Source organism: Pseudomonas abietaniphila (assembly GCF_900100795.1).
Lineage (GTDB): Bacteria > Pseudomonadota > Gammaproteobacteria > Pseudomonadales > Pseudomonadaceae > Aquipseudomonas > Aquipseudomonas abietaniphila.
In genome coordinates this window covers 205,520-230,532 of the sequence record NZ_FNCO01000003.1, presented here as the reverse complement: position 1 = coordinate 230,532, position 25,013 = coordinate 205,520, and the positions used below count along the sequence as shown (strand labels likewise).

General features: G+C 60.3%; 17 protein-coding genes. 2 read left to right on the top strand and 15 right to left on the bottom strand.

Going from position 1 to position 25,013, the window contains the following annotated elements; all coding sequences use genetic code 11:
• Window positions 1-54 precede the first annotated feature (54 nt).
• Window positions 55-1,476 (bottom strand): bifunctional D-glycero-beta-D-manno-heptose-7-phosphate kinase/D-glycero-beta-D-manno-heptose 1-phosphate adenylyltransferase HldE, encoded by a 1,422-nt coding sequence (hldE, locus tag BLS87_RS07770; protein WP_074751758.1) that lies wholly within the window; start codon window positions 1,474-1,476, stop codon window positions 55-57.
• 309 nt (window positions 1,477-1,785) lie between these two features.
• Window positions 1,786-3,588, bottom strand: a complete 1,803-nt coding sequence (msbA, locus tag BLS87_RS07765; RefSeq protein ID WP_074751756.1) for a lipid A export permease/ATP-binding protein MsbA — start codon at window positions 3,586-3,588, stop codon at window positions 1,786-1,788.
• A 106-nt stretch (window positions 3,589-3,694) separates the two neighbouring features.
• Between msbA and BLS87_RS07760 the strand changes: the two genes are divergently transcribed.
• The gene (locus BLS87_RS07760; protein WP_074751754.1) at window positions 3,695-4,357 is read left to right on the top strand and encodes a phosphotransferase; all 663 of its coding nucleotides are present in this window, start codon (window positions 3,695-3,697) and stop codon (window positions 4,355-4,357) included.
• Window positions 4,358-4,360: 3 nt separating this feature from the next.
• Here BLS87_RS07760 and BLS87_RS07755 read toward each other — a convergent pair whose 3' ends face one another.
• The 7 genes from BLS87_RS07755 to BLS87_RS07725 all read right to left on the bottom strand — a co-directional run bounded on the left by BLS87_RS07755 (window position 4,361) and on the right by BLS87_RS07725 (window position 12,809).
• Window positions 4,361-5,476 (bottom strand): O-antigen ligase family protein, encoded by a 1,116-nt coding sequence (locus BLS87_RS07755; RefSeq protein ID WP_143024328.1) that lies wholly within the window; start codon window positions 5,474-5,476, stop codon window positions 4,361-4,363.
• 95 nt (window positions 5,477-5,571) lie between these two features.
• Window positions 5,572-6,456: a glycosyltransferase family 2 protein gene (locus BLS87_RS07750; RefSeq protein WP_074751752.1), complete on the bottom strand. Its 885-nt coding sequence runs from the start codon at window positions 6,454-6,456 to the stop codon at window positions 5,572-5,574.
• Between the two features lie 156 nt (window positions 6,457-6,612).
• Complete coding sequence (locus BLS87_RS07745; RefSeq protein ID WP_074751750.1) at window positions 6,613-7,569, bottom strand: glycosyltransferase family protein; 957 nt, start codon at window positions 7,567-7,569, stop codon at window positions 6,613-6,615.
• Window positions 7,570-7,635: 66 nt separating this feature from the next.
• Window positions 7,636-9,045, bottom strand: a complete 1,410-nt coding sequence (locus BLS87_RS07740; protein ID WP_074751748.1) for a PIG-L deacetylase family protein — start codon at window positions 9,043-9,045, stop codon at window positions 7,636-7,638.
• Complete coding sequence (locus BLS87_RS07735) at window positions 9,042-9,938, bottom strand: antimicrobial resistance protein Mig-14 (protein ID WP_074751746.1); 897 nt, start codon at window positions 9,936-9,938, stop codon at window positions 9,042-9,044. Before BLS87_RS07735 ends, BLS87_RS07740 begins: the two co-directional genes overlap by 4 nt.
• Window positions 9,938-11,068, bottom strand: coding sequence for a glycosyltransferase (locus BLS87_RS07730; RefSeq protein ID WP_074751744.1), 1,131 nt, complete (start codon window positions 11,066-11,068; stop codon window positions 9,938-9,940). Before BLS87_RS07730 ends, BLS87_RS07735 begins: the two co-directional genes overlap by 1 nt.
• Window positions 11,052-12,809: a carbamoyltransferase family protein gene (locus BLS87_RS07725; RefSeq protein WP_074751742.1), complete on the bottom strand. Its 1,758-nt coding sequence runs from the start codon at window positions 12,807-12,809 to the stop codon at window positions 11,052-11,054. Before BLS87_RS07725 ends, BLS87_RS07730 begins: the two co-directional genes overlap by 17 nt.
• 241 nt (window positions 12,810-13,050) lie before the next feature.
• Here BLS87_RS07725 and BLS87_RS07720 point away from each other — a divergent pair, with 241 nt between their 5' ends.
• A complete protein-coding gene (locus BLS87_RS07720) occupies window positions 13,051-18,960 on the top strand; it encodes a membrane-targeted effector domain-containing toxin (RefSeq protein WP_083370632.1) in 5,910 nt (1,969 codons plus the stop codon).
• A 57-nt stretch (window positions 18,961-19,017) separates the two neighbouring features.
• Here the strand turns inward: BLS87_RS07720 and BLS87_RS07715 are convergent, their stop codons facing one another.
• The 6 genes from BLS87_RS07715 to waaC form a co-directional block, all read right to left on the bottom strand.
• Window positions 19,018-20,457, bottom strand: coding sequence for a lipopolysaccharide kinase InaA family protein (locus tag BLS87_RS07715; protein ID WP_074751741.1), 1,440 nt, complete (start codon window positions 20,455-20,457; stop codon window positions 19,018-19,020).
• Between the two features lie 77 nt (window positions 20,458-20,534).
• Window positions 20,535-21,290 carry a lipopolysaccharide kinase InaA family protein gene (locus tag BLS87_RS07710; RefSeq protein WP_074751739.1) on the bottom strand — a complete coding sequence of 252 codons (756 nt, stop codon included), beginning with the start codon at window positions 21,288-21,290 and terminating at the stop codon, window positions 20,535-20,537.
• Window positions 21,287-22,021, bottom strand: coding sequence for a lipopolysaccharide kinase InaA family protein (locus BLS87_RS07705; protein WP_074751737.1), 735 nt, complete (start codon window positions 22,019-22,021; stop codon window positions 21,287-21,289). Before BLS87_RS07705 ends, BLS87_RS07710 begins: the two co-directional genes overlap by 4 nt.
• Window positions 22,021-22,827, bottom strand: coding sequence for a lipopolysaccharide core heptose(I) kinase RfaP (gene rfaP / locus BLS87_RS07700; RefSeq protein WP_074751735.1), 807 nt, complete (start codon window positions 22,825-22,827; stop codon window positions 22,021-22,023). The genes BLS87_RS07705 and rfaP overlap by 1 nt, the downstream gene beginning before the upstream one ends.
• Complete coding sequence (locus BLS87_RS07695; protein WP_074751733.1) at window positions 22,824-23,948, bottom strand: glycosyltransferase family 4 protein; 1,125 nt, start codon at window positions 23,946-23,948, stop codon at window positions 22,824-22,826. The genes rfaP and BLS87_RS07695 overlap by 4 nt, the downstream gene beginning before the upstream one ends.
• Window positions 23,948-25,012: a lipopolysaccharide heptosyltransferase I gene (gene waaC / locus BLS87_RS07690; RefSeq protein WP_074751731.1), complete on the bottom strand. Its 1,065-nt coding sequence runs from the start codon at window positions 25,010-25,012 to the stop codon at window positions 23,948-23,950. The genes BLS87_RS07695 and waaC overlap by 1 nt, the downstream gene beginning before the upstream one ends.
• Window position 25,013 lies beyond the last annotated feature (1 nt).

Sequence of the window (25,013 nt, the reverse complement as noted above, 5' to 3'; positions counted from 1 at the left end):
CGGTTGACATGGCTCAATCGTGGGCAAGCGCGCTACTACAACAAAGCGACCTGATTACTGCCCGCGGATTTTCTCGACGATGGCCGTGGTTGAGCTGTTTGCCACCAGGCCCAGTACGCGCACTTCCCCGCCATACGCCTTGACGATCTCGGCGCCAACCACCTGATCGACACCGTAATCGCCGCCCTTGACCAGCACGTCTGGCTTGACGTGAGTGAGCAGATTCTCCGGCGTGCCTTCAGGGAAGCTGATGACCCAATCCACCGCACCCAGACCCGCCAGAACGGCCATTCGCCGGTCCACGCTGTTGATCGGGCGGCCCGGGCCCTTGAGGCGACTGACGGACGCATCGTCGTTGACCGCGACGATCAGACGATCGCCTTGGGCCCGCGCCTGCTCGAGGTAGGTGACATGGCCCGCATGCAGGATGTCGAAGCAACCGTTGGTGAAGACGATCTTCTCGTTGTGAGCCCGCGCATCGTCGATGGCCAGCAGCAACTGATCCAGGCTCAGCACGCCACGTTCAGACCCTTCGGCGCGCTGAATGGCGCGACGCAGTTCCGGGGCGCTGATGGCTGCCGTACCCAGCTTGCCGACAACGATACCCGCCGCCAGGTTGGCCAACGCCACGGCATGCGGCAATTCTTCGCCCGCTGCAATGGCCGCCGCCAGGGTGGAAATCACCGTGTCACCGGCACCGGTGACGTCGAACACTTCGCGAGCGCGCGCAGGCAAATGCAGCGCTGGCTGGTCGGGACGCAACAGCGTCATGCCGTGCTCGCCACGGGTCACCAACAAGGCACCCAGTTCGAGCTCGGCCATCAGTTGTGCGCCTTTGGCGACCAGCTCGGCTTCATCGACACAATGCCCGACGATGGCTTCAAATTCGCTGAGGTTTGGCGTGATGACGCTGGCGCCACGATAGATCGCAAAATCCTTGCCTTTCGGATCGGCCAGGACAGGAATACCACGGTCGCGCGCCGCTTTGATCAACACCTGATGGTTCTTCAACGCGCCTTTGCCGTAGTCGGACAGCACCAGCACCTTGACGCCATCGAGCAGCGAATCCACCTCTTGGCTCAACGACAGCGCGTCGGTGGCAAACGGTTCTTCGAAGTCGATACGCAGCAGTTGCTGGTGGCGGCTCATGACCCGCAATTTGACGATGGTGGGTTGGTGGGCAATGCGTTGAAAGCGCGCCGTTACGCCCGCAGCCTGAAGGCTGTTGCTCAGGCTCTCAGCGGCCTCGTCCTGGCCGGTGACGCCCACGAGGGACGCTTTCGCGCCCAGTGCGGCGATGTTCAACGCAACGTTGGCGGCGCCGCCCGGGCGGTCTTCGATCTGATCGACCTTGACCACCGGCACCGGGGCCTCAGGCGAAATCCTGGAGGTACCGCCATGCCAGTAGCGGTCGAGCATGACATCGCCCACTACCAGAACTGGTGCCTGATCGAAACGCGGCATGGACAACTTCATCGAACAACCCGTAACTAAGAATGAACAGGGGCGGAATCTTAGCACAGGGTTTGCGAAGGCTTGAGGCCTTGGGGAAAAGTCGATGTAACGGCAAGCGCAGAAAACACAGTGAGAGCCGCTTGAGGCAAGACAGCTCCCACAGGCCCGAGGTCTGGACATGGGTTCCTGCATCAACCCGGTCTATGTAGGAGACGTCCGAGGTTACGAGGGCAGCGAAGGCGGTGGCTCAATCACCATGGACGCCGCTGACCCACCGCATTCACCATCAAGCCGGCACACATTCAAAGCGCCTGTCGCTGAACTCGCGCGTTAAACGGCGCCCACCGGCGCCGGCTCGTCCAGTCCCATCGCGTGAAGGCGAGCATAGTAGCCGTTCTGTGCCAGCAACTCAGAATGGGTGCCACGCTCGACGATGCGTCCCTGATCCATGACCAGAATCATATCGGCACGCTCAATGGTCGACAGCCGGTGAGCGATCACCAGCGTGGTACGGCCTTTCATCACCTGATCGAGCGCTGCCTGAATGTGACGCTCGGACTCGGTGTCCAGCGCCGACGTCGCCTCGTCCAGAATGAGCAACGGCGCGTTTTTCAGCAGTGCGCGGGCAATGGCCAGACGCTGACGTTGGCCACCGGAAAGCAATACACCGTTTTCGCCCACCTGAGTGTCGAAGCCTTCTGGCAACTGCTCGACGAACTCTTTCGCGTAGGCGTCGGCTGCAGCGGCCTCGATGTCGGCACGCGGCGCGCCAGCCAGATCGCCGTAAGCGATGTTGTTGGCAACGCTGTCGTTGAACAGGGTCACGTTCTGATTCACCTGAGCAACATGCCTGCGCAGGTTACGCAGGCGATAATCTTCGATCTCGACACCATCGAGCAGGATCTGCCCCGATGTATGGTGATAGAAGCGAGGAATCAGGTTCGCCAGGGTTGACTTGCCACTGCCGGACCGCCCCACCAGGGCGATCATCTGACCCGGCGCCGCCGAGAAGCTGATGTCGTGCAGCACCTGACGTTCGGTTTCAGGGTAAGTGAAGTTCAGGTTGCGAACTTCCAGACGCCCCTCGACCCGATCCCTCTCGATGGTGCCGGTATCGACTTCCGGCTCGACATCAAGCTGTTCGAAAATGCTCTCGGCGCCCGCGACGCCTTTCTGGATCGTCGAGCTGACTTCAGACAGCTGACGAATCGGTTTGGGCAGCAGACCGGCTGCGGTGATGTAGGCCACCAGATCACCGGCGGATGCGTCGCCCCTCAGCCACAGAACAAGGAACATCAGCACGGCCATGGCGGTGTAGATCACCAGTTGCAGCATGGGGGTGTAGACCGCCCCGGTCTTGGTCATGCGCAGTTGCTTGTCGGTGTTGCTGGTGCTGGCCTTGGCGAAGCGCTCTTCTTCGTACTTCTCGCCACCAAAGCTGCGAACGACGCGATAGCCTTGAATGGTTTCCGACGCGACGTGGGTCACGTCACCCATCGCCACCTGGATTTTCTTGCTCTGCTTGCGAAACTTCTTGCTGGAGCTGCCGACCATGAACGCGATCAAGGGCAGGATCGCCAGCATGACGATGGTCAGTTTCCAGTTCATCCACACCAGATACAGGAACAGGAACACGATGGTCAGGCCTTCGCGGATCACGACCTTGATCGCATCGGTCGCAGCCCCCGTGACCATGGTCACGTTGAAGGTGATGCGAGAAATCAGATGCCCGGAGTTGTGCGTATCGAAATACCGGTTCGGCAGAACCAACAGCTTGTTGAAGAGTTCGACGCGCAAATCATGCACCAGGCCCAGAGAGACCTTGGCCAGGAAGTAGTTACCCAGATACGACCCCAGACCCTGCCAGGCCGCGATCAGTACGATCAGCAGCGGCACGGCCTGCAGTAGCTGCAGATCCCTGAGATAAGGCACATTGGGGAACAAGGCCGCTTCAGGGTTGGTCAGGCCGTCGACAAAATATTTGAGAATGCCCGCCAGCATGGGCTGGGTGGAGGCAAAGATCACGAAACCCACAATGCTGAGCAGAAAGATGCCCACGTAAGGCTTCACGTAGTTCAACAGTCGAAGATAGATTTTCAGGCTGGAGGATTCGCTTTTTTCTGGCGTGCTCATAGTCATCGATACGGTAGAAAGAGCCGAAATACTAACACACGGCTTGAGCATTGGGCCTCAGATGGCCGGCTGAGGTATCATGGCCGCCATTTTCGAAGGAGCCCGCATGCGCGCACTCGCCTACTCTGACTACCAAGCCTTACGCAGAGATGCTGAAGTCATAGAAGCAGACTTCTTCGGAGACAAGGTTCTACGCTTGGCCGATGGCAATTTTATGAAGCTGTTCCGGCGCAAGAGGCTGATTTCGTCAGCCGCCTTCTTCCCTTATGCGAAACGCTTCGCCAACAACGCATCCATCCTCCGGAAGCGGGGCATCCCTTGCCCACAGGTGCTCGCCACTTACAGGGTCAGCGATATCGCACGCGATGTCGTCCATTACGAACCGCTCCCTGGCAAGACGCTGCGTCAGCTTATCGCCGAGGACGAACACTTCAATGACCCCGCACTGATCCGACAATTCGGACGCTTCGTGGCCGAACTGCACAGTCAGGGGATCTATTTTCGTTCGCTGCATTTAGGCAACGTGGTGATGACGCCGGAGCATGCGCTGGGGCTCATCGACATTGCCGACATGAAAACCCTGCGCCGCCCTTTGCGCAAAAGCCTGTGCCTGCGCAATTTTCAGCACATGCGCCGCTACAAGAACGACCACGCGTGGTTGCTGCAGCGTAATGGGGATCTGTTTTTCGAGAGCTATATCGAACACAGCAAGCATCATTGGAAACGCCAGACACTCAACGAGCATCTGGCGCTGGCTGAACAGGCTTGATAATTAGCTGATTGCCGGTTTGTTCTCGGACTTCCCGAGGCAGAGCGACAGGACGAACGGCATCCACACCACCATCCACATCGCGCGCGCACGGCCAAAGACGGTAAAGACATCAAACTGCTGTGCGACGGTTGCGAACACCCAGACCATCAAAATGGTCATGCCCAATGTTTCTGCACGGTGGCGCCAGGCGCGCAGCCCAAGCCAGCACCACAACCATATCCAGAGCACCGTAAAGGGCAATCCGTATTGCACAGCGGTGTCGAGGATCATGTTGTGGCAGTGCCCGAAGACCTGACCGCCGGCAGAAACCTCATAGTCACTGCTCAGACCGATGCCCAGCCAGGGGCGTTGCTGAATCAGATCGATTGCCCCCCGCATGAGAATGCTGCGCTCTGAGTCCCCACGCTGGAATATCGACGGTTCGAATATCGCGAATACCGCCGCCGCAAGCAGCGCCAAAACCCCTAACGCTCGGTAGAAGCGCCCGCCACCGAGGAGCACCACGACGGCCGCGACCGCCATGAGCGATACCATCGAACCCCGGCTCCCGGTGAGTATGACGAAGGCCACCGAGCACGCCTGGAGCAGGCCCCAGATAACGCGAGCACTCAGCTTCTGTGGCCACCAGGTGCAACTGAGCACGATGAGTGCAGCGATCGTATAGCCTGCCGGATTGGGGTTATCCATAAACCCGCCGAACCCGTACATGCGGTCGATGCCACGCATTGGATAGGCGATCAGCGCCGCTAGGGAATACAGCCCGGCCAGCCCGCCCCAGAGAATCATCATGGCCTGCAAAGGGCGATTGAAGGTGCGGCCCCAGACAATCCATCCAAGAATCAGCAGGAGGAAGAACACCTCACGCTTGATGATCGTGAGGTATCGCTCAGCATCGTGACTCCAGGACAGCGAGATCAGTGACCAGAAAAACAGCAACAGGAATAGCCAAAGCTCCCGCCGGTTAAGAACCGTGTGGCGAAACTCCGAGAAATAACGCGCCACCAGATAAAAGCCTGGCAGGTAGACAAACGCCGTGAGCAGCCAGCTGTAGAACTTCATCGTAGGGGTCAACAGGACACCTGCGACACTCCAGAACAAGCCGAAGGCCAGCACCACGCCGGCAATACCCAGATGATCAACTATCGAGCGCAACTGCGCACTTCCCTGTGAAACGACCCTGCTTATCAATTGCTGATCCTGTAAAGGCTGAATCACTGCGCACCTTTGGGTTTGCGATATTTAAAAACGAAGTGCCTGAATCTCTTCCACGTCAGGCGATTCCAGCGATGCACAGGCACGCTGGCGAACAAGGCGCGCGCGAACTTCTTGTCTGCCACCACCGACTCTTTCAGTGCCTTGTTGATGATCGCCAGACGCCCGGCCTCGTAGGCAGGATTATCCTTGTACGCCTCGATGACCTTCAGGTCGTAGATCAGCTGACTCTTATAAGCAGTCTTTGAGATGTTCGTGGCATGACGACGGTACAGCGTGACCCGGTCGGGCAGGATGTCGACCTGATAGCCCGCCTCGGCGACCCGGAGGGTCATCTGGAAATCCTGCACCTTGATGGAAGGGTCGTACCCGCCCACCTTGTCGATCGCCGTCCGCCTGTACATGGCCACCGGCGCGCCCACCGCATAGGCATCGGCGAGTAACTCATCGAAGCTCCAGCGCTGGACTTGAGGGTCGGTCACGGGCTTGTGCTTGAGCGGTTTGCCGGTGGCATCGATGTAGATGACTTTGGCGCCTAGCAAACCGACTTCGGGATGTTCCTGCATGTAGCTGACTTGACGACGAATCCGCCCGGCGAGCATCACATCATCGGAATCATGGGTAATGATGAATTCGCCGCGCGCATGGCCCAGCGCGTTATTGAGCGCAGCACTGACACCCATGTTTTCTTGCTGATAGAACTGAAAGCCATGAACCTGACGTAGCGCCTCGATTTTCTGAGCGCTGAGATCGGTTGACCCATCATTCACGACAATGAGTTCGAAATTGTCGTAGTCCTGCTGAAGAATACTGAGCAGGCACTCTTCGATATACAGATCGTGGTTGAAGCACGGCACCAGTACCGAGACTAATGGCCAGTTCATGTACGTACCCAATCCCTGGGTTCCGGCTGCGCGCTCACCTGCCGCCCCGGGAAACGGCAGCGGAGCCCAACGCAACCCGACATTGAAAAAAAAGGCATGCGGACGCTATCTGGATTCACATTGATATCATTATTTTCAGCGCCTAACCCGTTCAAATCAAATCCCTATCGCTGCCCGCAACTTCTCCAACCAGCTTGCCGGTGCCCTGGCACGCAACGCAGGTTCAAGCTCGCGCACAATCCGCGCACCGATTGCGCCGAAGCCGAACTGAGACACTGCCAGATCGCGACCATTCACCGCAATACGCTGCGCCAGATTTGGATCACTGCGCAGCACCGCAAGTTTCGCCTGTAGCTGGGGGATGTCGCTGTAAAACACCACGTTGTGCATGTCCTGCAAACCCAGCGCGCGGTTTTCCGCCTCTCCCTGATCATAGGCAAACAGCACGCAGCCGCACGCCATCGCCTCGAAATTCTTGATCATGTACTCGCCCATGCCCACATCGGCACTGACGAAAAACCGGATCCGGTTCAACGTGTCACAGTATTCCTCGCCGGACTTGGTACGGGTCACGACCAGTTTCTCCACCTGGCCAAGCTCATCGAGCAACGCCTTGCGCCCGCTGTAAGCCACGCTGTTGGTGCTGCCGACGAACGCCAGCTCGATGTCACGCTCGCGCCCCTGATCACTCAGGAGCGTCTGATCGTAGCCCTTGGGGACGAAAACAGCGTCGAAGCCTTCTTGGCGCAGACGTTCGCTGACCATGAACCCGGAGCTGATGACACGCACCCAGGGCAATTTGCGATAGTGAGCGCTGAACTTGCCGGTGTATTTGCACGGGATGTAGTTCTGGTAGGCGTCGTGCTCGAGGATCACCAGATTAGGGACGGTGCGAATGAAGCTCGCCTGACGGATCTCCTGCTTGAACCTCAGGAAGAACACGATACGGTCGTATTTCGTGACGTCGACGTGCTGGCGAAAGTAACGACGCAAATGGCGCTGGTCGTCCGAGGTCAACCAGCGCAGGTCGCAATCGCAACTGGCAGCGACGCCTTCATAGAGGCGATCCAGAATCGCGCGCTGCTCTTTCTGGACCAGAAATAAAACCTTCATGGACATCCTTATAAAACCTGATCATGCCTGCCCGGCCGCTCAACACCCTGAAGGCGTCGAGGGCTATCAGAGCTCCCTGCGCCAGAACAGCTCGTGACGACGCACGGCCTTCCTGAAAAACTCGTTCTCACCTTCCGCAGGCCATCGCCGGCCAGCCAACACCTTCTGCAACCATCGCCGGATCCGACGTTTGAGCGGAGCAGGCGGCTGCAGGTCATGCATCATACCCAAGGCCATGGCCTTGTCTCGCTGTTGTTCGGTATTGAGCTGGATACTGTAGGGTACCAACGCTTGCGAAGCATCGAATACCGGGGGCAGCGCCACGCCACTGTAGGCATTGCCCATTGGCCAGCGGTCGTTGTCGTGCAAGTGATTGGCGTACCCGAGAATCACACTCGGCTGCCATTCCAGCCCCGCCAATGCTTCCAGAACTGCTGCTTGAGAACAGATGTGATCGGGATGAGGGTCAATCGTCGCGTGCGGCATCACCACCACCTGAGGTCGCGCCTGCAGCAACAAAGCCCGCAGGTCAGCGATCAGGTTGTTCCAGGTGGGCGCACCGTCGGCATCGCCGGGCAGCGCCATGGCGTTGAATTGTCGAAACAGGCGCGTGTCGCTCAGATCGGCTTCGCGGGAGGCGACAGGCTGATCGGGAGCGGCCTGCATGGCAGGCAATTGCAAGCAGAAATAACCCAGCTGCACACAACGGGATTCCGGCACACCAGCCCAACGCGGCACCGCGATGCTGTCCCAGGCACGCAGCCGACCCTTGATCCGCGCGGCATCGGCGCGATTCATCCCCATCTGCTGGTAATGCTCGGCTTCGATCTCGCCGGCGGTGAGTGTCACGATCCAGCTTTCCTCGGCCTCGGCGTACAAGCCAAACGCCGCCAGCTCGGCATCATCGGCATGCGGCGCGATGACCATGACCCGCTGACGCCGGGCATCGTCATGGCGGAACGACCACAACCGCAGCGCCCCCTGAATACCGCAGCGACGCCCGCGAATGCGCAGCGTGCCTGCGTTCAACGCGTCGTAAAAACCGGTGAGATTCAGGTAGCGCAAACCGTTCACGCCACGCTCGAACGCCTGGCTGTCGTTCATCTCACCGCTGCTCAGCTCGACAGACGGATCGAAAAAACGCCCCAGCCATGTGCTTTTGATCGGCAGCGCCAGGACCAGCGTCTCGGAACCGTCGAGCGTCAATGGCGGATCGACATGCAACAGGTCGCCACGCAGGGCCGCGCCTGGCACCTCGTTTGGCGCAGGGAACCGGTACTGATAGTCATCGCTTGGCGAATAAAACAGATGGTCGGAGAACCACGCCTCGTGGGCGACCCAACCCAGCACCGCCAGAACCAGCGGCAACCACCAGGCCAACAGGACGCCGAGCGCAATCAGCACCATCAGCGCCACCAGCAGTGCCACGCGCTTGTTACGGCGGTGACGCTTGAGCAATGCCTGCTTGCGGCTCACACCTGAAACACCGGAACGGGGTTGCACCAACGATCCTTGTATTCACGATCGGCGCGACCAAAAGAAAAACGCAGCGGCTTGCCCAGCGCCCGTGCGTGTTCCCAGGCACTTTGCGTATTAAGAAAGCTCAGCACGCTACCGGGGCTGAAATCACGGGTCTGGGGGTCGACGCCACCGTTGATGTATTCGACGCTGATCCACTCAGGCGCCTCAACGCGGTACACCAGTTGAATGGCAATCGGCGCATCGTTAAGGAAGATCACTGAACCGATCAGCAATTCGCGCAGCAGCTCGATCACCTCTCCCATCCGCTCGGCGCCGGTGGCCGCGAAACCCCAGCGACGCTGGAACAGGTCGCAGTACATGTCTGCCAGTTCAGCGCTGGTGAAGTCAGCAACGGGACGAACGACGCCACCGGCCTCTTCAAGCAGCCGCAGTTCGCGACGCTGGTTGTAGCGGAATTTCTTCGACAGGTCTTCGGGCGTACGAGCCATGGCCAATGACTCGGCCTGCGGCTTGAGTGTTGCGATGCGTCCCTGGTTTAGCTCCGACAGATAACGACCATGATGGCGCAGCGGAACCTGAGCATCAGCAGCAATCGGCAGGATCAATTCTGCGTTGCCCAGATCGTAAAGACCCTTCTTGCCATGACGCTTGAGCACGTCCTTGGACAACGCCAGCGAACGCCCCCAGGTCGGGATCGCAGCTTTCAGCTCGCCGTCCTGATGCCATCCCAGGTATCGCACCGGGATTTGCGCCAGGCCCGCCAGACGCTCGACCACCAACGGATGCGTGGCGACACTGCCACCAAAACGTTGCCAGGCGTGTTGATAGGCGGCCGCATCGATCTGCGTCCAGCCACGTTCACGCCAGGCTTGAAAACGATTGAGCATCAGGACTCCGCAGTCAGGTCGGTGACTTGCGGTAGACGCCAGAACACCGAGCGCACAGCTTCGTCGGAGAAGCGATCACGCAGGCGGTCCAGCATCATCTCGGCGCAGGACTCACGCTGCCCGGCATCCAGCCGAGACAGATGAACCAGACCTTGAGCCAGGTGCTCGGCATCTTTCAACGGAAACAGAATGCCAACGCCCTCGACCACTTCCTTGGCGCCGCCGCACGAGGTGGCGATCAGCGGCACGCCGGCGACCATCGCCTCCAGCAACACCATGCCGAACGGTTCGTGATCGGAGCTCAGGGCAAAGGCGTCGAACGCCTTAAAGTAACGACTGGCCTGAGGCACTTGACCCAGCAGCATGACCTCGCGACCAACGCCCAACTCCATCGCCTGCTCTCTGAGGTCCTGCTCCAGACGGCCCTTGCCCACGATCACCAGTAGGCTGCTGGCGGGAAGCCTGGGCAATGCCTGAGTGAATCCGCGCAACAGCGTGGCCTGGTCCTTGTCCGGGTGCAGACGCCCGACGTTACCCACAATCCAGGCGTCCTGCGGCAGACCCAGCGCTTCGCGGGCCTCTTCACGGGACAACTGCGTGGCCGCGAGGGCTTCGACGTCGATGCGGTTGTAGAGCGTCTGGATACGTCCGGTCGGCCACTTCGGCAGGCATTGGCGCATGTCGTCGCGCACGGCGTCCGACACCCCGAGCAAGCTCAGGCGCATGCGAAACAGATGGGCGAACAGCTTGCGGCTGCGGCGCTGGTAATCGCCAAACGCGTGATGCACACCGATCACCGGCAAGCGCGTTGCCAGCAGCGCGATGTAGATCGGTTTGAAGCGATGAGCGATGCAGAACGAGAAATTTCGGGAGGCAGCGATTTTGCGCAAATCGCGAATCGCCCCCAGCTTCAAGCCACGAATGGCCTTGGAGCTGTACTCCATGAACAGCACTTCGTCCGAGGCGCAGTTGTCGGCCACCTCGGCGTCCGCAGTGCCGGTCAGGAATACCGTGGTTACCCGGTATCCCTTGCCCGCGAAGAGGCTGGCGTATTGACGGGCGCAGTCGAGAAACGGCCCGTCATAGCCGTGGCAGAACTGCAACACATGCCGCTCAGCCGAGCGTGTCATAGGTGTCCGCGCCGTCTTTGACCACCAGGATGTCTTCCATGATCAGGTACTGCAGATCCGAGCCGAAGAACATGTTCAGGGCATCGGTCGGCGAACAGATCATCGGTTCGCCACGACGGTTAAGCGAGGTGTTCAGTGACACGCCGTTGCCGGTCAGGTTCTCCAGCGCCTTCATCATGTCGTAGTAGCGCGGGTTGTATTCGCGCTTGAGCACCTGGGCCCGGGACGTACCGTCCTCGTGGACGACTTCCGGCACGCGGGTCTTCCACTCTTCGGCGACTTCAAAGGTGAACGTCATGAACGGCGCCGGGTGATCGATCTTGATCATCTGCGGCGCGACGGTGTCGAGCATCGACGGGCAGAAAGGCCTCCAGCGCTCGCGGAACTTGATCTGGTGGTTGATGCGGTCCGCAACGCCGGCCACGCTTGGGCAACCGATGATCGAACGACCGCCCAATGCACGCGGACCGAACTCCATGCGCCCCTGGAACCAGGCGACCGGGTTGCCGTCGACCATGATTTTGGCGATCTGCTCCGGCATGTTGTCGAGCTTGCGCCATGCGGGCGCGCTCGGGTGACGGGCACAGGCCGCGATCACGTCTTCGTTGCTGTACGACGGGCCGAGGTAGACGTGCTCCATCTTCTCGACTGGCACGCCGCGGGCGTGGGAAACGTAGGCAGCAGCACCGACCGCAGTACCGGCGTCACCGGAGGCCGGCTGAACGAACAGCTCTTTGACTTCCGGACGGGCGATGATTTTCTGGTTCAGCTTGACGTTCAGCGCGCAACCGCCCGCGAACGCGATCTTGCCGGTTTCCTTGAGGATGTCGCCCAGGTAGTGATCCATCATCTGCAGCGCCAGCTTCTCGAACAGCGCTTGCATGCTGGCGGCGTAGTGGATGTACGGCTCGTCGGCGATATCGCCTTCGCGCTTGGGACCCAGCCACTCGATCAGTTTTGGCGAGAAGTAGAAACCCTTGCCCTTCTCTTTATAACGACGCAGGCCGATGACGTTGGCGTATTCGGTGTTGATCACCAGTTCGCCGTTCTCAAAGCTGGCCAGACGCGAGAAGTCGTATTTGCTGGCGTCGCCGTACGGCGCCATGCCCATGACCTTGAACTCGCCGTCGAGCATTTCAAACCCGAGGAACTCGGTGATCGCGCCGTACAGACCGCCCAGGGAATCCGGGTCGAAGAATTCCTTGATCTTGTGGATCTTGCCGTTTTCGCCGTAGCCGAAGAACGTGGTGGCGTACTCGCCCTTGCCATCGATACCCAGGATCGCGGTTTTCTCTTTGAAACCGGAACAGTGATAGGCGCTGGAGGCGTGAGCCAAGTGGTGCTCGACCGGCTCGATCTTGACCTTTTTCGGGTCGAAACCCAGTTGCTCCAGGCACCAGACGATCTTGTTGCGGTAGCGCTTGTAGCGACGGTTGCCCATCAGGATGGCGTCGAGCGCGCGGTCCGGGGCATACCAGTAGCGCTTGGCGTAATGCCAGCGCGCCTCGCCGAACAGGCTGATCGGGGCAAACGGAATGGCGACCACGTCGACGTCGGAAGGCTTGATGCCGGCCTGTTCCAGACAGAACTTCGCCGATTCGTAAGGCATGCGGTTCTTCGCGTGCTTGTCGCGAACGAAGCGCTCTTCTTCGGCGGCCGCCACCAGCTTGCCGTCGATGTACAGGGCCGCGGAAGGATCATGGCTAAGGGCGCCGGACAGGCCAAGGATCGTCAATGCCACTAGGGTCTAGCCTCTTAAGTCTGCGTGCAGGCGGCGTGCGCCTGATCAATAAGGTGTGCCTGGCGCTTGGGCGGCGGGCAGCTAAAGGGCGGGATTATAGCGTAATGAAGCGCCATATGGCGCAGGGCAATAGATATGTACCGCTCAACGCCTGTCGAGTGCTGATTGATTGGGGTCATCAATCACGCGGACCACCCGCACCACTCGTGTCCGTCCCAAAAGGACGGATCAGGAACCCCACATGGACGCACGAAACCCCGCCTCAGCTGTTGCCACCCCTGAACAGGACATCGCGCTGGCCGCGCTGGAACAACTCGGCCGATTGAATACGACGCTGGCCGAAGAGCTCCGCGCCCTGCCCCACGCTTCGACCGCATTGCTGGACGCGATACAAGGCAACGACAACATTGAACGAGAGCGAGAAATCACCGCGCTCCTCGAACGTGTCGACGCGTTCTGGATCGCCCCCTCTGCACAAGGAAACAGTCGACGGGCACTGTTTTCAACTGGACTCCAACAGGCCTTGCAACAGGAAATCGCTCTCAAAATCCACGATCGCGACCTCTGGCCAGACGTTGCGATGCTCTGCGCGACAGAGCAGCCTTCTGCCGTCCGGTCCTGCTCGCTGCACGTCAAACTGAGCGAACGAACATGGGTGGAAATCAAAGGGGCGCTGTTTCTAAGAGCGGCGACCGGCCCTGGCCTGCTGGCCTTGCCGGGTATGGGGCTGACTCAATACGCCAATCAGAAGGCGCTGATTGCGACGGTCGTTCAGTGGCTCAACGACGACGGATTACGAGATGCGCTGCTCATCAACGCCGATCGACTGTATCGAGATGCCGTACGCGCCATCGTTGATGATCCTGACCTGATGCTGGAAACGTTTACCGCGACCGACGTCAGGCTGGCGCCGGTTTCAGGCAATCCCTACGCCTACGCAATCAGCCGTCAGTTGGACAAGCAGCGCCGCGATGTTAGACACGTCTGCATTGAGGGCCACAACTGGCAACCGGAAGTGCGCGCGCTCGTGCTTGAAAACGCCCTCCAGATGCCGGGGCTATTCGGCACTGCCGCCATGATCGAACGACGCAAGCAGGCCCGCCTCGAGTTTCAACTTCGGGCGAGCTGGCCCTACTGGATGAAGCTGGCCGATACCCATGATCGTCAGGAATACCACACCCGGATTACCCGTTACGAGGAGGCTCGCCAGCGACTTCATACCGCTCTGAACGGCGCAACGTCACCCGAGACCTACGCCCGTCTGTGCCTGCAAGCCAGGCTGGCGAACGATCACGGCTACGACCTGGACCCGTCTGCCATTACAGTGAGCACCCAACGCCGTTTACCGGTGACCGACGAAACCTACACCGCGCGCCAGTCTCTGACCTTGCTGGCCCTCTACGGCCTGCATTCGGGAGATCGCCTGGCGGGTTCTGATTTCCTGACCCAAACCGCCCTTTCGATTGAGGGCGTCGCGGCAGCGACCCGCTATCCGCAGCTCACGCCCAACTATGTGGCCGACGTGATCGAAGCGTTGAACGCACGTTCAGGTTTCGGCGAATACCAGCGCACCCTTTACAGCAAGGCAGCCAACCAGGCGTTGATGGCAGAGGCCATCCGCCACCAGGTCTCTGCGTTGGGGTATGCGGCGAAAATGCAGGGCCACCTGACGGGCGAAGATTTCAGCCTGCTCGAGTCCATTACCGACTCGACGCAGGATGGCGGCGTCAACCGTGTACACCTTATCAAGCTCAACCCGCACGGAACGCTGGGCAATCTTCTGGTGTTCAGACAAGAAGACGCGAAGGGTCAGCTCGAGCGACTGATCCTGTTCACCGCCGACGCCCCTCGCAATCAGGCGTTTCAGGCCTTCAACAACGAAAGCCAACTGCGCGACGAGCTGATCACATGGAGCGCCGATGCGTCGATGAGCGACTATCTGCCCCGGCAAATGGACGCGTCCGAACGACCCGCGTTCAGGGAAACGCTCAACGCGCAGGCCCGCCTTCCCGCCCGCGACACGCACTTCATTCAGTTGTCGGACCCGATCGCCTACGACAAGGCGCTGCGCGTCATGGCCAGCGAGCACGTCCGAGTGACGCTTGCCGATCAGAAAATCCATACCCCGCACTGGTACACCCAGGCCAGTGCAGACCAACGCCAGCAACTGGCGAAGCTCGAAAGAGACGCAGCGGGTGCTGTGCACAACTACGCAGCGCATCCGCATACCCATGTTCAGCCGTTCGAAGCCTATGTCCATGAGCGCGCGCGCCAGAAAATCAATCTACTGCTGGGCGTCAGCGCTGGCACGGTCGACCCCGACAGCATCGTTATCACCTCGCCGCGCCAGACGCAGACGTACACCCAGATGGTGCGCGACGGTTACGACGACAGCCTCGACTTCATCAACGAGGGCACCGACTCCATGGCAAGCTTTAGCGGGCCGGATGGCGTCGACCTGAGCGCGCTTACGCCTGCCATCGTGACGGGATCGGTGCGCGGCACATGGCTGGCGGACGAATACAGCGCATTGGTCAAACGTACCTTGCTTGACCCTCAATCGCCGGGCTACGAGTACCGCCGCAACGCCAGCACGCTGATCATTCAATTGCAGATGAAAGCCGCCGCACTGAGAAGCCTGCTGCAAGGGCACATCAGCGCGACTCAGTACTCATGGCTCAACCGGTCAATCGCCTTCCTGAATCGTGACGACACCGCCACTCGCGAGCGTTACCCGGTCTACCCGTTGCAGCTTCATGTGGACAAACCCTTCATTGGTTCGGGACTGACCGGCATTGACCAGATCGTCATTCCCGACACCGCACTGATCCACGTCGAGACGGTACAGGGTTGCTTTGCGTTGATGCCGACCGAGGTCAGACTGGCGGCGCTGCTGTACACCCCGCAGGCGCCGGACGGCATCGAATTCCGACCGTTCCGCCACTTTGCCGACTCACTGAAAAACAGCGCAATGATCGACTACTATAAGGATCGTTGCCGTTTCGCTGCGCGCCGGACGCTGTCGTTCTTCCTCAACGACATGAAAGAAGGCAACGCAAACAAAGCCCCGTTTCTGACGCGCGAACCGATCGCCAACGTCGGCGATGTCTGTTTCAACCGGGTCATCGAGCGCAAGCTGCGCGATGTCGATGACACGACGACAAGCCGCAGCGACATGATCACGCACTTGGTCTGGAGCAGCGTCGAGACCATCGCGACGGCCCTGACCTTGCCCTTCCCACCGGCCAGCTTCGCGGTCGGCGCAGCCCTTTCGCTGCGTGACAGTCTCCTTGCGGTAAAGGCACTCACTGGCGAGCACCCGGAAGACGCCAACGCACTCATCCTCGCCTCGGTCTTTAATGCACTGGGCGCCGCAGGTGACGCCGCGTCGGGCTTGAAAGGCTTTGGCGGCTTCGTGCGCAAGCTGGAAAAACACCCCGCCACCCGGTCGGGATGGACGCCGCTGACACCCGACACCCAGTCAATGGACCACGCCGTTATGCACGCTCTCGACGAGGTCATCCCCGATCGGGTTGTGACGCCGGCGCTGCCCGAGGCCACGACCCGTCTGGGCAACCATGCCGACGGTGTTACCCTGGAAAACGGAAGGCACTGCATCACGATGGATGGCCAGACGTATCAGGTGCAATACGATGCCCAACTGCGGTGCTGGAACATCGTTGACCCCGCCAATCCGTTCGCCTTCTTCGGCAAGCAGCCGGTTCGACTCGATGAAAACGGGAAATGGACGTTGCTGAACCGCACAAACCTTCGCGGAGGCGGCCTGGACAGCCGTGCCGGCTTCACCCCTTTGCAGGAAACGCCGTCCGGCGCGACCGCGATGACCACTGACGTGCTCGAGTATGAACTCCCGGCCCATCTCCAGCCCGTGATGACGCGCATCCTGGGAGCAAGTCCCCAGGATCCTACCCACCTTGGCATGGAGGAATACTTCGAACTGGTCTTCGGCCAGGCTCGCCAAACCTACGCCACCTTGAGAGAAAAGCTCTACAGGGACGCTCAGGCATTCTTCGTCCAACCTGCATTGCCGCCCAGACCGACACTGCCCGCGGTAACGCCTTCAACGCCGATGAGCACCTTCGTCGAAAATGTGTTTGCTCACAGCAATGGCCTGGTAATGAGCGAATCGATCCAGTCGGTGGCCAGCAAACGCCTGCTGCTGCTCAACATGCCGCTGCTGGCGCAGCAACGCGTCGAAGTGATTTACATCGAGCACCTGTTCACCGACAAGCACCTGAACAAGCTGGCCAAGTACAAGGCGCAAGGCTCCAGAATCCGCGCCGGGTCCCACGAAATAAAGGACCATCTCGAGTACCTGAACGATGGCGCGTTGAGTAATCACAGCAGCGAATACGATTATTACCACCTGATCAAACAGGCCCATCGACACAACATCGAAGTGCGCCCTTTCAGCTCGTCAGTGAGCTATCCAATGCTTGAGCATCCCGTGGCAATCGCCGCTGGAGACAGCGCCGCCGCCCAAAAAATGAGCAAGTTTTTCGGCCATACACTTATCAGTGCAGACGTGGCCGCTCATCCGTCCCGTCGCTGGGTAGCATTGCTCGACCACACGCTGGCGACCACCCACGGCGACGTCCCCGGCATTGCCGAACTTCAGGGTGCGATCAGCGTGGAAATCAAGGACGTGCCATCCGGGCGTGTCACACGAATCCGTCGCAAGCCTGAATCCACAAGCCCAGACACTCAACTGAGCGTCTGCGACTTTAAGATCGAATGTGCGAATCCACACCTGGCCGAACCACCGGTCATCCCCGCCAAGCCAACCCGGCTGGATGATGCTTTGCTGCAAAAAATGGACAGCGCGTCCATGGGCGGCACGCACACTGGCGACCACGGATTCCGTTGGGACCCCGAGGCGGGCTGGCAGCGGATCGATGCCGAAGACTGGCTGCCCGACAGCCCGCCCACTGCGCTTCAGCAATCCTTCGTCGATCCCGCGTATGAGGTGCCAACCGATGCCAGGACAACGGTGCATGAACTCGCCCATTTCGAACGCAAGGGGCTGAATCAGGAATATCAGCTTGGAGATTCTGACCTGGAATCGGCGAGATGCGATTTCTTCGCGCGACGCGACCAGCTTGAAAAGGACGCCCGAAACATCGTAGCCGCTCAGCTTCCTCCCCGTCCGACAATGCCGGTGCCGGAACCGCAATGGGACCTGCAGACATTCATCCCGCAGCTATACGCGCACACCGACGGGATGGTCATTGGGGAGTTTCACGCCTCCATTGCCAGCAAGAAACTCATCATCGATAACCTGCCGCTGCTTGCAGAGCAGCAGGTTAAAACGCTGTACATGGAGCATCTGTTGACCGATCTGCATCAAGCCGATCTCGACCGATTCATGGACAGCGGTCAGATGAGCAAACGGTTGCTGCACGACCTCAAAGTGCTGGACCAAGGCCATGTGACCGACCCCAGCGGGGTCTACTCGTTTGAAACGCTGGTGATCAAGACGCAGCAGCACGGGCTCGAAATCCGCGCCATCGACTGTGCCGCGAGTTATCACCTCAAAGGGCTCTCACAAGCTACGTTTACCACGCGCCAGCGGATGATGAATTACTTCGCTTCGCGCACCATCCGCCGTCATCAGGCGGTGATGGGGAGCCATCGCTGGGTTGCGCTGGTGGGCAACAGCCACTCCAACACTTACGCCGACATCGTGCCCGGGCTTGCCGAACTTGAAGGCGGGATCGGGTTGCGCGTGCTCGATGTATCGCCAGGCAGCTCACGCGGTATCACGCTGGACCCCGGTGAGAGTGTGCGAATCCCGCTGCGTAATCGGGAGGAGTTCTTGAAAGGTGATTTCAGGGTAGAGCTGGACGTTCGCACAAGCCCCGTGGCAATCAGGCCACCTCAACCGCTGACGCTCGAGGACCGCCTCTCGCGCCCCGGGATGTTCCTGACCGAGCAGAACGAAAGTGGCGAGTACGTCATCGTTCACAGGTCACGGGATAACGAAATCCATCACACGCCTGTTCGGCTTAACGCGGTGGGCAATGTGTTTGTGGAGCGCCCAAGCTGGACCGCCATACATCAGCGGCCCTATGAAGACATGGACGCGCTGGTGCTGGCGCTGGAGGAGATCAACCTGACCCGGGTGGGTTGAGGCACCACTTCGCGGCAAGGCCGTCATCGCAGGCGGCCTTCTTCGCACGGAACCGATTCAAGGCGTCTTTGGCAGGCGCTGCTCCAGCAACCGGTGCAGCGCGCTGTCGGCGGGCCAGTTGCGCATGAACCGTGCGCGGTCCTTGGCATACGCCGCGGCAAACGTGCCTGCTGAGGTGTGCTGACACATGGCATCGAGGTCGATCAGCGCCCAGCGATCCTGCTGCCAGAACACGTTATGCCCTTTCAGATCGCCATGACTGATGCGCTCACGCCGCAACTGCGCAAAAAGGGTATCCAGCGCCTGCAACTCACTTTCCGGTGCATCGCCCGACGCCACGTAGGGCGCGAAACGTTCGATGATGTCCGGTCCCGGCAGGTACTCGGTGACCAGGTACGCTTTGCGGCGCAGCCAGAAGAACCGCTGCTCCAGCAACGCCAACGGCTTGGGTGTGGCAATGCCCAGGAACATCAGACGATTGCCTTCACGCCACGAATGCCAGGCACGGCTCGGTCGCCAGAATCGCTTGAGCCAATGGGCGAAATTCTTGATGTTGTAACGTTTGATCACCAGCGCCCGGCCCGCGATGTCAGCCTTCGCGACACTCGCTGCACCACCGGTCTTGTACAGATGGCCGCTGTCGATCAATGCATCTGCGCTGTCCAGCACCGGCACCATCGCCGTCTCTTCTTCGCGACGAATCGCGCGCAGGCCGAACGGTCCGTCCTTGACGCTGAACAGGCTGCACTCACGCCCGACCTTGATCAGATAATCCTTCAGGCGCCAACTGCTGACCTTGTCGATCTGTTTTTGCAGCGCCTCGACCGGCAAGCCGTGCTCGCCATTGCTCAGGAGATAATGGACCAACAACTCTTCGGTAAACGGCTCGAGCGACTTGGGCAGTTGCGCAAAGAACACGCCCAGGTTTTCCAGGACCTTTTGCCGGGACAACGGTTGTCCGGCGTTCTCCACGCGAATACCCGCGCCATCGATCAGGTACAGCTTGCCGTCGTGACGCAGCAGGTTGTCCAGGTGCAGGTCTTCTTGCCAGAGACCTTTGCCGTGCATTTGACCGATTGCAGCCAGCGCCTCGCCGAGTACGGCCTGTTGTTCATCGGCAAGGGGCGGCAAGGTTTCCACCGTTTTCCAGGCATCGCCGAGGCTCTGCGCCTTATCCAGAAACTCGAACAGCAACCAGCCGCCTTCGCCCTCTTGCAGACCCTCGGCCAGCAACAGCGGGGTGGTCAGTCCTTGCTCGGCGAGCAACTGGACACCGGCGCGCTCACGCTGAAAGTGTCGAGGGGCCTTTTGCCCGACCAGCAGCTTGGCCAGCACCGGACGCCCGCGCCAGATACCCGCGCCCACATACCGATGCCCCGGCAAAACCCGCAGCAGGCTGAGCAGTTGCAATTGAGCAGGACCGGCAGCATCGGCCAGCGTGATGCTCATCGGCAGCACTGGCGTGCGACCGGCGTTTTTCAGTTCAGACAAACGCATCGGCGCCCTCTTCGACCCATCATGAATTCAACAACCAGTGATGACCTGTGGGAGGTATGCATTCACTGAGACCCGGCCTATCGATTGCTACGTTTATGGCTACCGCGCTTGGCCAGCCGTTGCCACCAGGCCTCGACCAGTCCGCTGTTCCCGGGTGCGTGCAGATACGCGGCGAGCATCTCGCGGATTTCAGCTTCGTTCCAGACCGGCGCGCGGCGCAGCAGCGGTTCCAGGTCCTTGACCCGGTCACGCTGGCCAAAGATCGACTTGCGGGTTTTCTCGAGGTCGATCAGCTGCGCCAGATAGGCACCACCGCGTGCCTTGAGAAAGATGTGTTTCGGGTAAAAACAGCCGTGCACCTGACCCGCCTTGTGCAGCGTGCGCGCCAGTTGTCCACAGGCCTGCAGAATCGCCAGACGCTGGGTTGCGGACAACTCACCCCATTGCGTCAGCAACGTGTCCAGATCGGTCCAGCCATCAAGCGCACGGGTCATCAGGATTGCCCGGCGCTCACCCTCGACCTTCTTTTCACCGTAGAACACCGCATGCAACGCCGGGATCCCGAGCGTCTGGTACAGACTGATGTTGCGAAATTCCCGGGAGAAAGAAGGCTCGCCCAACGGGTGATGCAAGGTGCGGGTCAGGTAATTGCTCTGACGCTTGAGGTAATAGCCAGAGCCTTCCAGCTCCAGGCGAAACACGCTGCTCCAGCCGCCACGCCCGGTGTTGGGCTCGTCGACGGCGTCGAGTTCGACCTCCCACAGCGAGTCGAAATCGGCCAGACCATGGCGCTCAAGCAAGGCGCGGTCGGCATCGGCAATGAAATCACTCATTCGCGCCCCTCGAAAAAGCTGACGATGTGTCGAATGCGTTTTTTGTCCGAATCATTCAGGCGTTCGCGCCCACGGTATTGCAGATAAAAACGCAGGCGCTGGGTGGCGGACAGGTGATATTTGGCGACCTTGTCCAGACACGCCAAGTCCTTGGTGATGCGATAGCGCAGCATGAAGCTGACCCAGAACGCGCCGTTGGGGCAGTCGATCAGGAACACGGTCGAATGATCGTCCACCAGCAAGTTGCGCCACTTCAGGTCGTTATGCGTGAAGTGATGATCGTGCATGGTCCGGGTGTAACGTGCGACCTGCTGGCTGATCGTGTTGACCCAGGAGCGGTCTGCCAATCGCGTGTCATGGGTCCGCGCCAACTCGGACAAATCCTCGGTACGCGGCAGCTCGCGCGTGATCAATGCCCCACGATCATAGGCCGTGCCATTGCGTTCAAGGCCCCACGCCACGACTTCCGCCGTGGGAATGCCCCACTTGGCGAAACGCTTGAGGTTCTGCCATTCGGACTTGACGCGCGGTCGCCCCAGATACCGGCGCAGACCTTTGCCGGCGGCCACATAACGCTTGACGTAGTAATTCACGCCGCCGCGCTCGACCCGGATCACCTCGGACAATGGGTCACGGGTCAGACGCTCGCCCTTCAAGGCAAACACGGCATCGAGCGAGCCGAAATCATCGGCCAGCGCAGCGTACTCAGGCTCAAGGATCCAACCTGCCATCAGAGCGCATCCCCGTAACGCAGTTTGCGCTGATAGAGCTTCTCGGCCTTGCCTTCCAGCCAGCTCAGCAGTGCCGCTTCTTCAGCCAGGATCTGGCGCAGCGGTTGCTGGAAATAGCCCTTGAGGAAACGCAGCTTGTCGCGGCGTGTCAGGCCGATGTCCATCGCCGAAAAGTACAACGCCGCCAGATCCTTGTTGCGCCAGCGCATGGTAATCGCCGGGCGGGTCTGGGCACGGTGCAGGTCGATGACCGACAGCTTGAAGTCCTCGGGGGTGACCGGCTTGTCGGTGTGCAGCAGGAAATGGCAGATGTAGCAGTCGCGGTGATTCACACCCGCGCGGTGCATCATGCCGACCAGCCGCGCCACTTCAGCGATGTACGCACGCTTCATGCGGGGCTCGGGCGGCGCTTTCACCCAGTTGATACTGACGTCTTCCAGACTTTCGGTCGGCGCAAGTTCTTCCGTCACGATGAACGAGTGCTGTGCGGCCGGGTTGCTGCCCCGCTCGCCATACGCCACGGCGGTCATGGTCGGCACACCGGCTTCATGCAAGCGGTTGATCGCCTCCCATTCCTGGCCGGCACCGAGTACCGGCAGCTTGGCGGTCAGCAGGTTTTTGGCGACTTCGCCCCAACCGATGCCGCGATGAATCTTGACGAAGTAACCACGCCCCTCGACTTCGGTGCGCAGCGTGCGGCGGTTTTCCAGTTCGCGATAAACCTGACCGTCCAGCGCCTCGACGGCCTCGAACGCATCACGCCCGGCCCAGAGGGTCTTGAAGGGTTCAGCAAGGATCAGTTTCATCCGTGGTGCTCCACCAGAATCACATCCGCAGCGTGCTGCGGCATGCTGTAAAGGTCAGCCGTGTCGGCGAATGCCAGGCCGTTTCGCGCCCAGGTGACGCGCGCGGCATCGTCCTTGAGCATGCGGGCCAGGTATTGGTTGAGCTGATTCTGCTCGAACGGTTCATCGAGCACCAGGCCACTGTCGGCCTCGGCGATGTAGTGGGCATAGCCGCACACCGCGCTGACCAGCACCGGCAATCCGGCGACCAGCGCCTCCAGGAGCACCGTGCCGGTGTTTTCGTTGTAGGCCGGGTGGATCAACAGGTCGGCGCCCAACAGGAAGCGCGGGATGTCGCTGCGCCCTTTCATGAAGGTCACGTTGTCGCCCAACCCCAGGGCGGTGCTTTGCAACTGAAACACCTTGGGATCGTCCTGACCGATGACAAACAGCCGCGTGCGTTTTCTCAGCTCCGACGGCAAAGCCGCCAGCGCTTTCAGACTGCGATCCACGCCCTTGGTCTTGAACCCGGAGCCGATCTGCACCAGCAGCAAATCGTCATCGTTCAGCTGGAACTCGCGACGGAAACCGGCACGAATCTCGGCAGCGTTTTCCGGGGCGCGGCGATCCTGAGAGATGCCGGGCGGCAACAAGTGAAAACGCTTCAGCGGCGTGTCGTAATGCTTGATGAACAGCGGCTGCTGCACTTCGGAAATCATCAGCACTTCCGTCTTCGCATCCTTGGCGAACACTGCACGCTCGTAGTCGGCGAAGTGGCGATAACGGCCCCAGTATTTGTACAGGCCATGGCGCAGATTCTGCGCTTTGTCTTCGTAGCAGCCGTCGGCGGCGTAATACACGTCCAGCCCAGGCATTTTGTTGAAACCGATCAGCCGGTCGACAGGCCGTTTGGCCAGGTCGGCGTTCATCCAGTCGGTGAGCTTTTCATTGCGGCGATGGTTAAAGATCGCCTTGACCGGCGCGACCAGCACTTCAAAGCCCGGTGGCACGTCGCCTTCCCAGATCAGCGTGTAGACGCGGATCGTGTGGCCACGTTGCTGGCACTCCAGGGCGATGCGCATGAAGTCGCGCTGCAGGCCGCCGAACGGGAAGTACTTATAAAGCACGAATGCCAATTGCATTACGGATGTTCCTTTGCCGGCAACAGCGCGCTCAACTGGCTCGCCACTCGCTCGGGATTCAGGCGAGTGAAGCACATGGGCCACTCGCGTTCGGTATCAACCCGACGCTTGTCTTGCGCCGTCGGTTGATAGGTGCATTTCTTTTGCAGGCACGGCGCGCAGGCGGGGTAATCGCCTGCCAGATGAACCTGCGACTTGCCGTATGCGCCAGTCAGGCCCGGATTGGTCGGGCCGAACAACGACAGGGTCGGCACGTCGAGCGCCGCCGCCAGATGCCCGAGGCCAGTGTCGACGGCAACGCACCCTTGTGCGCTGGCCAGCACCTTGGCGACGCCCGCGAGATTGAGTTTGGGGAGCACCACGGCTTTATCAAGGCCTGAGGCAATTCGCTCGGCCCGGGCTTTCTCTGCCGGGTTGCCCCAAGGCAAATGAACTTCAAGCCCTTGATCGATCATGCGTTCGGCCAGTTGCCGCCAGTACAGCTCAGGCCAGTGCTTGGTGACCCAGGTCGTGCCGTGCAGGAACAAGACAAACGGCGCGCCGGTGCCGGCCTGCAGCAAACGACTGCGGTCCAGCCCGTAATCGCCAAGGCCGGCGGGCACTTCGTAGCCCAACGCCTGGGCGAACAACTGCCGCAACCGCTCGACCGCATGTTGACCACGGGCCACAGGGTACGCCCGATCGTACAACCGTGCGGCCAGTGGCTCGCGCGCTGAGTGCTTGTCCAGGCCGGCGATGGGCGCTTTGACGTAGCGGGTCAGCCAGGCGCTTTTCAGCAGGCCCTGGGCGTCGATCACCAGGTCGTAACGGGTGTCGCGCAAACGCTGTTTGAACTGACGCCACTGGCCATTCTTGAACGTCTGCCAGAGGTTCTTGCGCCAGCGGCGGATCGCGACCGGTATCACACCGGCAACCGCCGGGTGCCAGGTCGGTATCTCGGCGAAGCCTTCTTCGACGACCCAATCGAACTGGATACCCGGCAGCGCACGCATGGCGTCGGTCAGCGCAGGCAGGGTATGAATGACGTCACCCAGCGACGAGGTCTTGATCAGCAATACCCGCAAG

Coding starts and splice junctions, on each gene's coding strand:
- BLS87_RS07695 (WP_074751733.1), bottom strand. CDS start 23,948: ATGCAATTGGCATTCGTGCTTTATAAGTACTTCCCGTTCGGCGGCCTG.
- BLS87_RS07705 (WP_074751737.1), bottom strand. CDS start 22,021: ATGGCAGGTTGGATCCTTGAGCCTGAGTACGCTGCGCTGGCCGATGAT.
- BLS87_RS07720 (WP_083370632.1), top strand. CDS start 13,051: ATGGACGCACGAAACCCCGCCTCAGCTGTTGCCACCCCTGAACAGGAC.
- BLS87_RS07735 (WP_074751746.1), bottom strand. CDS start 9,938: ATGCTCAATCGTTTTCAAGCCTGGCGTGAACGTGGCTGGACGCAGATC.
- BLS87_RS07710 (WP_074751739.1), bottom strand. CDS start 21,290: ATGAGTGATTTCATTGCCGATGCCGACCGCGCCTTGCTTGAGCGCCAT.
- BLS87_RS07715 (WP_074751741.1), bottom strand. CDS start 20,457: ATGCGTTTGTCTGAACTGAAAAACGCCGGTCGCACGCCAGTGCTGCCG.
- BLS87_RS07730 (WP_074751744.1), bottom strand. CDS start 11,068: ATGACACGCTCGGCTGAGCGGCATGTGTTGCAGTTCTGCCACGGCTAT.
- BLS87_RS07745 (WP_074751750.1), bottom strand. CDS start 7,569: ATGAAGGTTTTATTTCTGGTCCAGAAAGAGCAGCGCGCGATTCTGGAT.
- msbA (WP_074751756.1), bottom strand. CDS start 3,588: ATGAGCACGCCAGAAAAAAGCGAATCCTCCAGCCTGAAAATCTATCTT.
- BLS87_RS07750 (WP_074751752.1), bottom strand. CDS start 6,456: ATGAACTGGCCATTAGTCTCGGTACTGGTGCCGTGCTTCAACCACGAT.
- BLS87_RS07760 (WP_074751754.1), top strand. CDS start 3,695: ATGCGCGCACTCGCCTACTCTGACTACCAAGCCTTACGCAGAGATGCT.
- rfaP (WP_074751735.1), bottom strand. CDS start 22,827: ATGAAACTGATCCTTGCTGAACCCTTCAAGACCCTCTGGGCCGGGCGT.
- hldE (WP_074751758.1), bottom strand. CDS start 1,476: ATGAAGTTGTCCATGCCGCGTTTCGATCAGGCACCAGTTCTGGTAGTG.